This window comes from Leclercia sp. TB492 (genome assembly GCF_049974505.2).
GTDB lineage: Bacteria > Pseudomonadota > Gammaproteobacteria > Enterobacterales > Enterobacteriaceae > Enterobacter > Enterobacter adecarboxylatus_C.
Genome location: NZ_CM127572.1, coordinates 1,905,831 through 1,918,249, shown reverse-complemented (window position 1 = coordinate 1,918,249; position 12,419 = coordinate 1,905,831). Strand labels below are relative to the sequence as shown.

At 55.4% G+C, this 12,419-nt stretch carries 13 protein-coding genes; 3 read left to right on the top strand and 10 right to left on the bottom strand.

Translation table 11 applies throughout. The annotated features are described in order from the left end of the window. Positions 1 to 99 precede the first annotated feature (99 nt). Genes ACP4QI_RS08975 through ACP4QI_RS08965 form a run of 3 tightly spaced genes read right to left on the bottom strand, consistent with a single transcriptional unit; the run spans position 100 to position 2,624 of the window. The gene (locus tag ACP4QI_RS08975; protein ID WP_039029111.1) at positions 100 to 912 is read right to left on the bottom strand and encodes a MetQ/NlpA family ABC transporter substrate-binding protein; all 813 of its coding nucleotides are present in this window, start codon (positions 910 to 912) and stop codon (positions 100 to 102) included. A gap of 28 nt (positions 913 to 940) precedes the next feature. Then, positions 941 to 1,609 (bottom strand): methionine ABC transporter permease, encoded by a 669-nt coding sequence (locus tag ACP4QI_RS08970; protein WP_103179330.1) that lies wholly within the window; start codon positions 1,607 to 1,609, stop codon positions 941 to 943. Further along, entirely contained in the window at positions 1,602 to 2,624 is a 1,023-nt protein-coding gene (locus tag ACP4QI_RS08965; protein ID WP_142489204.1) for a methionine ABC transporter ATP-binding protein, read from the bottom strand. Before ACP4QI_RS08965 ends, ACP4QI_RS08970 begins: the two co-directional genes overlap by 8 nt. 281 nt (positions 2,625 to 2,905) lie before the next feature. Here ACP4QI_RS08965 and ynhH point away from each other — a divergent pair, with 281 nt between their 5' ends. The 3 genes from ynhH (at position 2,906) to lpp (ending at position 5,178) form a co-directional block, all read left to right on the top strand. Beyond that, positions 2,906 to 3,202: a protein YnhH gene (gene ynhH, locus ACP4QI_RS08960; protein WP_426494838.1), complete on the top strand. Its 297-nt coding sequence runs from the start codon at positions 2,906 to 2,908 to the stop codon at positions 3,200 to 3,202. Between the two features lie 7 nt (positions 3,203 to 3,209). Beyond that, complete coding sequence (pykF, locus tag ACP4QI_RS08955; RefSeq protein WP_142489203.1) at positions 3,210 to 4,631, top strand: pyruvate kinase PykF; 1,422 nt, start codon at positions 3,210 to 3,212, stop codon at positions 4,629 to 4,631. A 310-nt stretch (positions 4,632 to 4,941) separates the two neighbouring features. Continuing rightward, positions 4,942 to 5,178: a murein lipoprotein Lpp gene (gene lpp, locus ACP4QI_RS08950; RefSeq protein ID WP_001082307.1), complete on the top strand. Its 237-nt coding sequence runs from the start codon at positions 4,942 to 4,944 to the stop codon at positions 5,176 to 5,178. Positions 5,179 to 5,240: 62 nt separating this feature from the next. Here the strand turns inward: lpp and ldtE are convergent, their stop codons facing one another. From ldtE to sufA, 7 genes are all read right to left on the bottom strand, one after another. Next, a complete protein-coding gene (ldtE, locus tag ACP4QI_RS08945) occupies positions 5,241 to 6,254 on the bottom strand; it encodes a L,D-transpeptidase LdtE (protein WP_426494839.1) in 1,014 nt (337 codons plus the stop codon). A gap of 97 nt (positions 6,255 to 6,351) precedes the next feature. Then, a complete protein-coding gene (gene sufE, locus ACP4QI_RS08940; protein WP_142489201.1) occupies positions 6,352 to 6,768 on the bottom strand; it encodes a cysteine desulfuration protein SufE in 417 nt (138 codons plus the stop codon). 13 nt (positions 6,769 to 6,781) lie between these two features. Next, entirely contained in the window at positions 6,782 to 8,002 is a 1,221-nt protein-coding gene (sufS, locus tag ACP4QI_RS08935) for a cysteine desulfurase SufS (protein WP_426494840.1), read from the bottom strand. Beyond that, positions 7,999 to 9,270, bottom strand: coding sequence for a Fe-S cluster assembly protein SufD (gene sufD, locus ACP4QI_RS08930; protein ID WP_142489199.1), 1,272 nt, complete (start codon positions 9,268 to 9,270; stop codon positions 7,999 to 8,001). The genes sufS and sufD overlap by 4 nt, the downstream gene beginning before the upstream one ends. Further along, positions 9,245 to 9,991, bottom strand: a complete 747-nt coding sequence (sufC, locus tag ACP4QI_RS08925) for a Fe-S cluster assembly ATPase SufC (protein WP_142489198.1) — start codon at positions 9,989 to 9,991, stop codon at positions 9,245 to 9,247. The genes sufD and sufC overlap by 26 nt, the downstream gene beginning before the upstream one ends. A 16-nt stretch (positions 9,992 to 10,007) precedes the next feature. Next, positions 10,008 to 11,495, bottom strand: coding sequence for a Fe-S cluster assembly protein SufB (gene sufB / locus ACP4QI_RS08920; protein WP_426494841.1), 1,488 nt, complete (start codon positions 11,493 to 11,495; stop codon positions 10,008 to 10,010). A gap of 8 nt (positions 11,496 to 11,503) precedes the next feature. Next, positions 11,504 to 11,872, bottom strand: coding sequence for a Fe-S cluster assembly scaffold SufA (gene sufA, locus ACP4QI_RS08915; protein WP_106993654.1), 369 nt, complete (start codon positions 11,870 to 11,872; stop codon positions 11,504 to 11,506). Between the last annotated feature and the right edge of the window lie 547 nt (positions 11,873 to 12,419).

Here is a 12,419-nt window from a genome sequence, read left to right as displayed (position 1 = left end):
CATTGCCTGAAAACGCCAGCTTAAAGCATTCATTAGCCTTATACAAAAAAGAAGCCCGGCGAGAGACTCACCGGGCTTTTTAAACGCAGAATCAGGGGATTAGTTGTTAACCGGGATCACAGCGCCTTTGTATTTGGTGCGGATCCAGTCCTGAATCTCTTTAGAGTGCAGCACGTCCACCAGCGCCACGATATCCTTCTTCTTCTCATCGCCACGGTGCACGGTGATGATGTTGGCGTACGGGTTGTTTTCACCGCTCTCTACCGCGATTGGATCGTGAACCGGATCCAGACCGGCGTCGATGGCGTAGTTGGCGTTGATTACTACGGCAGCGCCTTCGTCGTTGTTGTACATCTGCGGCAGCAGAGAGGCTTCAACGTTCGGGGTGAACTGCAGCTTTTTCGGGTTCTCAACGATGTCGCTGATGCGCGCGGTCACTTTGTCGATGCCTGGCTTCAGCTTGATCACGCCCTCTTTCTCGAAGATAGAGAGGATACGACCCTCTTCAGACACCGCATCACGCATGATGATTTTTCCGCCTTCCGGCAGATCTTTCAGCGACTTGTATTTTTTGGAGTAGATACCGATCGGCTCGATATGGATCGCCCCGGCGCTGACGAAATCATACTCTTTATCCCCGGCGTGATCTTTCAGCACGCTGTTCAGGTACGGAATGTGCTGGAAGTAGTTGGCGTCGATGTCACGGCCGGCCAGAGCGGTGTTCGGCAGGATGTAATCCTGGAACGGTTTGATCTCCAGATCGATACCCTGCTTCGCCAGAATCGGCTTCGCCTGCTCCAGAATTTCCGCATGCGGGGTGTTGGACGCGCCCACGGTCAGGGTGTCAGCCCAGGAGGCAAAGCTCAGGGCGCTCAGGGTTGCTGCGGCGATCAACGTCAGTGTCTTTTTCATGATGATGGTTCCTGTGTGTTATTAGTGTTTATCTTTTATCAAGAATGGAAGTAATGATGTCGCCGCAGAACTGGATAATGAAAACGATGATCAAAATGGTCACCGTTGCCACCAGCGTGACGTCACCATGGTTGCGCTGGAAGCCCTCCAGATAGGCCAGATTTCCCAGACCACCGGCACCAATCACCCCCGCCATTGCGCTGTAGCTGACCAGCGCAATCAGCGTCACCGTGATCCCTGAGACCAGAGCGGGTGATGATTCCGGCAGTAAAACCCGAAAAATTAAGGTGCTCAGTCGGGCACCCATTGAGCGCGTCGCCTCGATCACCCCTTTGTCCACTTCACGCAGGGCAATCTCCACCAGACGGGCGTAGAACGGCGCGGCGCCAACAATCAGCGCAGGCAGCGCGGCATTCGCCCCGAGGATGGTTCCCACCACGGTTTTGGTGAAGGGGATCAGCAACACAATCAGGATGATGAACGGGATCGAACGGAACACGTTCACCACAATCGAAATCACGCTGTAGACCGTGCGGTTGTGGAACATGCCACCCCGGGCGGTTAAAAACAGCGCCAGGCCGAGGACAAGCCCGAGCACAAAGGTCGCGACGCCGGAAAGTGCCGTCATGTACAGCGTTTCCAGGGTGGCAGCCCAGAGCTGGTCCCATTTCAGGTGCGGGAAGAGATTCTCAGCCATGTTTAATTACCTCGCCTTCAATATCACTGTGCTGCAAATCGGCGAGGATATTGTTCAGTTGTTCTTCGGTTGCCACCACGTGCAGCCAGAGCTGGCCGAATACGCCGTGGGCAGTTTGCGTCATTTTGCCGTGCAGGATGTTAAACGGCAGGCCGTAGCGCAGGGTCAGTTCCCCGACAATCGGCTTGTGGGTGCTGTGTCCGGTGAAGGTCAGCTTGATGACGGTGCCTTCCAGCTCGTTCGCCAGCTCGGTGTTAAAGGTCTCTTCTTCGGCGTACTGGCTGACCTGACGGACAAACTGTTGCGTAATCGGCTGCTGCGGGTGGGTAAAGACCTGCAGCACCTCGCCCTCTTCCACCACTTTGCCGTTTTCCATCACCGCCACGCGGTCACAGATCTTGCGCACCACGTGCATTTCATGGGTGATAAGCACGATGGTCAGCTTAAAGCGACGGTTAATGTCGAGGAGCAGATCGAGGATCTGATCGGTAGTCTGGGGGTCCAGCGCCGAGGTGGCCTCGTCGCAGAGCAGGACGTCAGGGTTGTTCGCCAGTGCGCGGGCAATACCGACGCGCTGCTTCTGCCCACCGCTGAGCTGAGACGGATAAGCCTGTTCGCGGCCTTTCAGCCCCACCAGCTCCACCAGTTCCGCCACGCGGGCTTTGATTCTGGCTTTTGGCACCCCGGCAATCTGCATGGAGAAGGCGATGTTCTCGCTCACCGTGCGGGACCACAGCAGGTTGAAGTGCTGAAACACCATACTGATCTTCAGCCGCGCCTGGCGCAGGGCTTCGCCTTTCGCGGCGGAAATATCCTGGCCGTTGATGGTCACGCTGCCGGTGGTCGGTTTTTCCAGGCCGTTGAGCAGGCGGATTAAGGTGCTTTTACCGGCGCCGCTGTAGCCAATAATTCCATAAATCTGTCCCTGCTCTATCGTCAGGTTCACGTTATCAACGGCCGTCAGCGCCACTTTTCCGTTGTCAAAAATCTTCGAAATATTCCTGAGTACTATCATTCTTAGAGTAATCCGTTCGCCCGTGGCGGTTTAGCAGTATGGATGTCCAAATGATAGTAAACAGCCGTTATTAGGTTTTAAATGAATGAAAAGGAATATCTTATAACTTTCAGCAATATGCCGCATGCAGGCTGGCAAAACCCGTAAAGCTCATTTTTAGCAATCAATAGGTATGGGACGGATATGTGGACTGGCCCAAACAATTTGCGGCGTTTGACGTAAGGATTTCCGCTCCTGCAACATCCTTACAGTGAACCTTAACGCCTTGATAACAATCCTTTGTGAAACGGCATATAAAATTTTTGAAACGCTGTTTTCATTTTCCTTTTGCGCATTTATCAGCGTATAATGCGCACCTAATCCCTGATGAATGGTTTCAGCGCTTGGACTACAAAAAACAACGCATACAACTTTCCCTCTCTCCCTGGGCTGAAACACAGGCACACATTCTTCTGCACGCTCATTTGATGTCACCTATCCTTACTGCGTGTCACAAAAAATTTCGCAACACAGGTTTGACTCTGAGGCCATGCGCCCCCGGAGCGAGATTTCCATATCCTTCTCAACTTAAAGACTAAGACTGTCATGAAAAAGACGAAAATTGTTTGCACCATCGGCCCGAAAACCGAATCTGAAGAGATGCTGACCAAAATGCTGGAAGCCGGCATGAACGTTATGCGTCTGAACTTCTCTCACGGTGACTATGCTGAACACGGTCAGCGCATTCAGAACCTGCGCAACGTGATGAGCAAGACCGGTAAAAAAGCAGCAATCCTGCTGGATACCAAAGGTCCAGAAATTCGTACCATTAAACTGGAAGGCGGTAATGACGTTTCGCTGAAAGCGGGACAGACCTTCACCTTCACCACTGACAAGTCCGTTGTCGGCAACAGTGAAATCGTTGCTGTGACTTATGAAGGCTTCACCAGCGACCTGTCCGTTGGCAACACCGTACTGGTGGACGACGGCCTGATCGGTATGGAAGTCACCGCTATCGAAGGCAAAAACGTTGTTTGTAAAGTGCTGAACAACGGCGACCTGGGTGAAAACAAAGGCGTTAACCTGCCAGGCGTTTCCATCGCCCTGCCTGCTCTGGCAGAGAAAGATAAACAGGATCTGATCTTCGGCTGCGAGCAAGGCGTTGACTTTGTTGCCGCCTCCTTTATCCGTAAGCGTTCCGACGTGGTTGAAATCCGTGAGCACCTGAAAGCGCACGGCGGAGAGCACATCCAGATCATCTCCAAAATCGAAAACCAGGAAGGCCTGAACAACTTCGACGAAATCCTCGAAGCGTCTGACGGCATCATGGTTGCGCGTGGTGACCTGGGCGTTGAGATCCCGGTTGAAGAAGTGATCTTCGCGCAGAAGATGATGATCGAGAAGTGTGTTCGCGCACGTAAAGTGGTGATCACCGCCACCCAGATGCTGGACTCCATGATCAAAAACCCACGTCCAACCCGCGCAGAAGCCGGTGACGTGGCGAACGCCATCCTCGACGGTACCGATGCAGTCATGCTGTCCGGTGAATCCGCGAAGGGTAAATACCCGCTGGAAGCCGTCTCCATCATGGCGACCATCTGCGAGCGTACTGACCGCGTGATGCCAAGCCGTCTTGATAACAACAACGACAGCCGTAAACTGCGCATCACCGAAGCCGTTTGCCGTGGCGCGGTAGAAACTGCTGAGAAACTGGAAGCACCGCTGATCGTGGTTGCAACCCAGGGCGGTAAATCTGCTAAAGCCGTTCGTAAATACTTCCCGAACGCGACTATCCTGGCCCTGACCACTAACGAGATCACTGCTCGTCAGCTGGTACTGAGCAAAGGCGTTGTGCCGCACCTGGTGAAAGAGATCGCTTCTACTGATGATTTCTACCGTCTGGGTAAAGAAGTGGCCCTGCAGCTGGTTGAGCGTGGCCTGGCGCAGAAAGGCGACGTTGTGGTGATGGTTTCCGGTGCGCTGGTACCAAGCGGCACGACTAATACCGCATCTGTTCACGTCCTGTAATAATTTCGAACGAATTAATTTGTATAAAAAGCGTCCTTCGGGGCGCTTTTTTTATTTCCGCTATCAACCAAACTTATTAAAAAAGCAAATCGGGTTTTTCTATTTAACGGGTACGTTTTCTAAGATGAATCCGATGAAAATTGTCTGTTTTTGCACAATATTTTTCACGAAATAGTCAAAACAGGTGCTTCTTTGAGCGAACGATCAAAAATAGGCATATTCCCATCAAAAAAATATTCTCAACCTAAAAAACTTTGTGTAATACTTGTAACGCTACATGGAGATTAACTCAATCTAGAGGGTATTAATAATGAATCGTACTAAACTGGTACTGGGCGCGGTAATCCTGGGTTCTACTCTGCTGGCAGGTTGCTCCAGCAATGCTAAAATCGATCAGCTGTCTTCTGACGTTCAGACTCTGAACGCTAAAGTTGACCAGCTGAGCAACGACGTGAACGCAATGCGTTCCGACGTTCAGGCTGCTAAAGATGACGCAGCTCGCGCTAACCAGCGTCTGGACAACCAGGCTACTAAATACCGTAAGTAATAGTACCTGTGTTAATAAAATGGCGCACATTGTGCGCCATTTTTTTTGCCCCGCATTTCGCTTTACTGAATCGCCACTTCATGCCCACTCTGAGGCGCTGCCGCCGGAAGCTGCGTATTACGCGCTGACAACCCCGTACTCTCGACCTGCGGCCCGGCCCCTGTCGATACCACCACCGGGATCCCTGCCCGACGTGACAACGCTTTATTCACCAACGTCTTATCGCTACCGCCCTGCGCCATAAAGGACGCAAAGGCCCCGGACTGCGCGATCGCCAGGGTTTGCGGGTTTTCCCCCTCCACCGACGCCAGCGGACGATGCACTTCAACGTAGCGCTTACCGTCCGGCTCAACCGAGAACTTCACCGGTTCATTGATGATCTGCACCCGCGTGCCGACCGATGTCTGGGCAAAGAGCGCTTTGATATCCGGCGCATTCATGCGCATACAGCCGGAGCTGACGCGCAACCCAACGCTATCCGGTGCGCTGGTACCGTGGATGAGATATTCGCCGTTACCCACGCCCAGACGCAGCGCAAAGCGCCCCAGTGGGTTATTGGGGCCTGCGGGGACGACCGGGGGCAGCTTGATGCCCTGCTCCAGCGAGCGCGCTCTGATGCCCGCTGTGGGGGTCCAGGTTGGATTGGGGATCTTCTGGCTGATGCGGGTCACGGTGACCGGCGTTTCCAGCCCCAGTTGACCAATGCCCAACGGGTAAACCTGAACGATGTTTTCCCCCGGCGGATAGTAGTAGAGCCGCAGCTCCGCCAGGTTCACCACGATCCCCTCCCGGGGGGTATCCGGCAGCAGCATTTGCGACGGGATAGTGATCTCCGTTCCCGGCGCCGGATAGACCGGGGCGATGGTATTATTGGTTTCAAGTATTAAGTGCGCAGCGGTATTAAATCGCCGCGCGATGGCCTGCAACTTATTATCGCCTTCCTGAATGATATACGTCTGGTTTTGCCCGATAAGCCGACTGCCCGCCGGCGGCAAGGGATAATCCACCGCCAGGGCGCTATTAAGCGCGCTGAGCGAACCAAAGAGAATAAGAGTAACAAGGGACGCGCGCTTCATACTGAGATTCCTTATTCACTGACCGATCGTCAGAAAGCTGAAAAATCCACGAGGCGGGAACCACCTCGTGAAACAGAATGATAGCTGTCCTGTTAGTTTAGCTAATGTTGGCGGCTTTGGAGCGGATTGCGCGGATCATCGCCTCAAGACCCTGAGAGCGCGAAGGCGTTAAATGCTGGGTAAGCGCCATTTTTTCAAACCACGGGCGCACGTCAAAAGCGACAATATCCTGCGGGGACATCTGCTGATATAAAATAAACACCACGGCTATTAGGCCTTTTACTATTGCCGCATCACTGTCGCCCGCTAATTCAATCATTCCGGACTCATTCTGGTGCATTATTATCCACACCTGGCTCTGACAGCCCTGAATACTATTTTCCGGAACGTGCGCACTTTCGCTGAGGGCAGGCAGACGCTGCCCTAGCTCAATGATGTAGAGGTATTTCTCTTCCCAGTTTGCGCAACGCGTAAAGTTACGCAGCAATTTGTCTCTGTCTGGCAATGCAGCCATCTCTTGCCCTCTTTTAGCCCAGCAGGTGGTGGATACGCTTCAGCCCTGCCACCAGCCTGTCGACCTCTTCCAGTGTGTTGTACATTACCAGCGATGCGCGACACATTGCCGGTACCTGATAGAATGCCATCAGCGGCATGGCGCAGTGATGCCCGGTGCGCACCGCCACTCCGTAGTTATCGAGGAAACTGCCGACGTCATAGGCGTGGTGTTTCCCGAGATTAAAGGCGATCACCCCCTGACGATCTGCCGGGCCGTAAAGGGTCAGATCCGGCACGCTGGCCAGCTCTGCCAGGGCGTAGTGCATCAGCATCTGCTCGTACTCGCCGATGGCATCGAGGCCAACGGACGAGACATACTCCATCGCCGCCCCGAGACCGATAATGCCCCCGGTGTTAGGCGTCCCGGCTTCAAAACGCCACGGCGCGCGGGCATAGGTGGTGCCTTCGCTCAGGCTGACGGTGGCGATCATTGACCCGCCCCCTTCCCACGGCGGCATCTTCTGCAGGATATCGTCTTTGACGTACAGCACGCCGATCCCGGTCGGGCCGTAGAGCTTATGCCCGGAGAAGACGTAAAAATCGCAGTCCAGCGCCTGCACGTCCACGGTGTGATGCATCACCGCCTGCGCCCCGTCCACCAGCACTTTCGCGCCGACAAGATGGGCTTTAGCGATAATGTCCGCCACCGGGTTTTCGGTGCCCAGCACGTTGGAGATTTGGGTGATAGCCACCAGCCGGGTGCGTTCATCCAGCAGCGTATCCAGCTGTTCAAGCTGGAGCGTGCCGTCCTGATTCAGCGGGATCACCCGCAGCTCGGCCCCGACCCGCTCGCACAGCATCTGCCAGGGCACAATATTGGCGTGATGCTCCATCTGGCTGATGATGATGTTATCGCCCGTATGGACCTCAGCACTGCCCCAGCTGTTTGCCACCAGGTTAATCCCTTCGGTGGTGCCGCGCACAAACACCAGCTCTTCCGGCGAGCGGGCATTTAAAAATGCCGCCGCCCGGGTACGGACGTTCTCCATCCGCTGCGTCGCTTCGGCGCTGAGGGTATGGATCCCCCGATGCACCGCCGCGTAACCGTGCCGGTAAAACTCCGCCTCGGCCTCGATCACCTGCGCGGGCTTTTGCGCGCTGGCGGCGCTGTCGAGATAGGCAAGCGGCAGACCGTTCACTTCACGGGTCAGGACGGGGAAATCCGCCCGCACTTTCTCTACAGGAAAACTCATGCCACACCTCCGGGCAGACGCTGACCGATTCGCGCCAGCACCTGCTGTCTTAAGGTTTCATCTCCGAGCGCTTCGGTCAGCTCGGCGGCAAAGGCGTAAATGATCATCTTCTCTGCCGCCTGCTTATCGATCCCGCGGGAGCGCAGATAGAACATCTGCTCATCATCAATACGACCCACCGTTGCCCCGTGGCTGCATTTCACGTCATCGGCATAGATTTCCAGCTGCGGTTTGGTGTCCACCTCCGCCAGCCGGCCCATCAGCAGATTATTGTTGGTCATCTGCCCGTCGGTTTTGATGGCGTGCTGCGCCACGTTAATCAGCCCATTAAAGACCGCCCGGCCCTTATCGCTGACGATAGTTTTGTGCAGCTGCCGACTGTTGCAGTAGCCCTTGTTGTGCTCAAGCCAGGTCCGGGTGTCGCACACTTCGGTTTTCACCGGCATTGCCAGGCTGTTAATGCGCAGCGTGGTGTTTTCGCCGTTGAGCTGGGTGCTGGTGTTATGACGCAGTACCGCCCCGCCCAGCAGGAAGCTGTGGCTGTATGCCGCCGCATCGGCGGCAAGCTGGAGGTCGTTATGGGCGAAGTGATGACTCGCCGCGTTCTCAAACGCCAGCTTGATATGGTGCAGCTGAGCGTTGGCCGCCACGCTCATGGTCAGACGCGAGCCGGTGAAATGGCGCGCCGGGGTCAGACTGGCATAGTGTTCAATAACCGTCGCCTCGGCCCCTTCGCCCAGCTCCAGATGGTGGCGATAGTGGGCGGTGTTGATCTCCTCCCCCTCAAGCCCCTGGGTGATGTGCATCAGCAACAGCGGCTTCGCAGGACGCGCGTTACGCTTCACGCGGATATGGGTCACGCTCTGCGCCAGACTCTCGGTAAGATGCAGGAACAGCTCCGGCTGCACCGGTGCCGCCAGGCTCTGGCGCTCGTCGTTAATAACGACCTCAAAGCCGCTGTCGTCGGCGCTGTCGCTCAGCGCCGGGCTAAAGCGCCCGTCCACAAACACCAGCCGGGTGGCGTCGAGGGTGAGCGCCAGCGCATCACGATCGGTCGGTTGCACGCTGGCAGGCCGGGTGACAAACTCGCCGTTGAGCAGCCCTTCCAGCGGGGTGTATTTCCAGTTCTCGTGCTTACGCGTCGGCAGGCCGAGGCGCAGCATCTGCTGCAGGTGCTGCTGGGCCTGCTCCGAGCGCGTTCCGCCCTGGGCCTCAAACAGGCGGTGCCACTGCTGCAGCGCGTTACTGCTGTTCGCTAAGCCAGCCATAGCCCTGCTCCTCCAGCTGTTTCACCAGCGTGAAATCACCGGATTTCACAATCCGCCCCTGATAGAGCACATGCACGTAGTCCGGCTTGATGTAGTCGAGAATACGCTGGTAGTGAGTAACGATGATGAACGACCGCTTACCGTCGCGCAGGGCGTTAACGCCGTCGGCGACAATTTTCAGGGCGTCAATGTCCAGCCCGGAGTCGGTTTCATCGAGAATGCACAGCTCCGGCTCCAGCACCGCCATCTGCAGGATGTCGTTACGCTTCTTCTCCCCGCCGGAAAAACCGACGTTGACCGAACGGGTAAGCAGATCTTCCGGCATCTTCAGCAGCTGGATCTTCTCTTCCATCAGATCCTGAAAATCGAAGCGATCCAGCTCCTCTTCGCTGCGGTATTTACGCACCGCATTCAGCGCGGTCTGCAGGAAGAACTGGTTGCTGACCCCGGGGATCTCCACCGGATACTGGAAGGCCATAAAAATGCCTTCGCCGGCGCGATCTTCCGGCGACAGCTCGAGCAGATCTTTGCCCTTAAAGTCGACCGAACCGCCGACCACTTCGTAATCTTCGCGCCCGGCCAGGGTGGCAGAGAGCGTGCTTTTCCCCGAGCCGTTTGGCCCCATAATGGCGTGCACTTCGCCCGGACGCACGTCCAGGCTCAGGCCGCGCAGGATCGCTTTATCTTCCACACTGACCTGTAAATCTTTAATGCTTAACATGTGCTTTCCTTAATCCTTAACCGACGCTGTGTTCAAGGCTAATCGCCAGTAATTTCTGCGCTTCAACGGCAAACTCGAGCGGCAGTTCAGAGAACACATCCTTACAGAAGCCGTTCACGATCATTGAAATGGCATCCTCTTCGCTGATGCCGCGCTGCAGACAGTAGAAGAGCTGATCTTCACCAATCCGCGAGGTGGTAGCTTCATGCTCCAGCTGGGCGCTGTTGTTACGGCACTCGACGTACGGGAAAGTATGCGCCCCGCAGTCCGGGCCAATCAGCATCGAGTCACACTGGGTAAAGTTGCGCGCGTTGGTGGCCGTCGGCATGATTTTGACCAGCCCGCGGTAGCTGTTCTGGCTTTTACCCGCCGAGATCCCCTTCGAGATGATGGTCGATTTGGTGTTCTTGCCGATGTGGATCATCTTGGTGCCGGTATCGGCCTGCTGATGCCCGCTGGTGAGCGCCACCGAGTAGAACTCGCCGATGGAGTTATCCCCGCGCAGGATGCAGCTCGGGTACTTCCAGGTGATGGCGGAGCCGGTTTCAGACTGGGTCCAGGACATCTTGCTGTTTTCGCCTTCGCACAATGCGCGCTTGGTGACGAAGTTCAGAATGCCGCCGGTGTTGTTATCCCCCGGGAACCAGTTCTGCACCGTGGAGTATTTCACTTCGGCGTCTTTATGGATGATCACCTCCACCACCGCGGCGTGCAGCTGATAACTGTCGCGAACCGGGGCGGAACAGCCCTCGATATAGCTGACGTAACTGCCCTCGTCGGCCACCAGAATGGTGCGTTCAAACTGGCCGGTTTTCTCAGCGTTGATGCGGAAATAGGTCGACAGCTCCATCGGGCAGCGCACACCCTTCGGCACATAGATAAAGGTGCCGTCGGAGGCCACCGCCGCGTTCAGCGCCGCAAAGAAGTTGTCGTTGCCCGGCACCACCGTGCCGAGGTACTTCTTCACCAGCTCGGGATGATCGTGGATGGCTTCGCCAAAGGAGCAGAAGATGATCCCCTGCTCACCCAGCTTTTCCCGATAGGTAGTGGCGACCGAGACGGAGTCGAAGATGGCGTCCACCGCCACCTCGCGTCCTTCCCGCACCGGCACGCCAAGCTGCTCGAAGGCCTCTTCCACCTCTTTGCTTAAAAAGGCGTTAGCCCCGGTCTGCTGTGCCGCGCCGGGCTCAGAGGCGCAGGTGTCGTCGCAATTGCCGCACGACGGCGCAGAGTAGTAGCTGTAATCCTGATAGTTCAGCTTATCGTAGTGCGCCTTCAGCCAGTGCGGCTCTTCCATCTCCAGCCAGGCTTTGAACGCATTCAGGCGGAACTCCAGCATCCAGTCTGGCTCGTTGCGCTTGGCGGAAATGGCGCGGATCACCTCTTCATTGATCCCTTTTGCCAGCTCATCGGTCTGCAATTGGGTGAAGAAGCCCTCTTTGTAATTGATATGGCCGCCGGACCAGGTGTTGACGTCGTCAGTTGCTTCAGTATGTCGAGACATAATACCGCCTATACCCCAAAACTTTCGCCGCAGCCGCATTCGTTCTGGGCTTTCGGGTTATTGAATTTGAATAACTGGTTTAAGCCTTCGCGCACGTAATCCACTTCCGTGCCGTCAATAAACGGCATCGCCTGCAAGGGAACATACAGTCTGGCGCCATCCTGCTCGAAAAGTAGATCGTCTTTGGCCGGTTCGCTGACGGTATCGAGCACATAACCAAAGCCGGCGCAGCCGGTGGTCTTGACGCCTAACCGCACGCCCAGCATGCCCGCCTGCTTGCTTACCAGCTCGCGTATATGCGCCGCTGCGGCAGGTGTAAGCGACAATCCACGCCACGCAAATTCTGTCGGATCAAATGTTTCTGAATGCTGTTGCATAAATCCACCTCTTGTATTGCGCCCCCAGGGCATAACACCATGTTAGTGATAATGATTATCACTTCAACCCCTCAGTTGCAGGGGCATTCGGCTTAACCGCCCTTTTTGGCTACTTTCATTAAGCATAGACCCTGCTATGGAGGTTAACAGGGATGATCACATTAACTTAACATGTTGATCGGATGAGGGATTTCCCATTAATTCGCGGCTGAACGGGATAAATGCAAAATATGTATAGAAAATGCCTATTTTTGGGATAGGAAGTGTACCGATGCGGCTGATCTTACCTGTAAGCGTATTCTGAAAGAGCCCTAGGGTGGGCTATAGCCAGGCTGTGGGTACGCTATCCTTGATGTAAAGGGGCCAGCATCAGGAGGGGATATGCTTACTGCACTGTTGATAACCGCCATCCTTGCCGTGGTCATTACCGGCCTGGTCATTCTGTCGGCCATGCAGGATCTTAGAGACGATTATTGAAGGTAAACCAAGGGCCGCAGATGGGCCGCGCAAAAAAGAAAACCCTTAAGACTACTGGAATAGTCTTAAG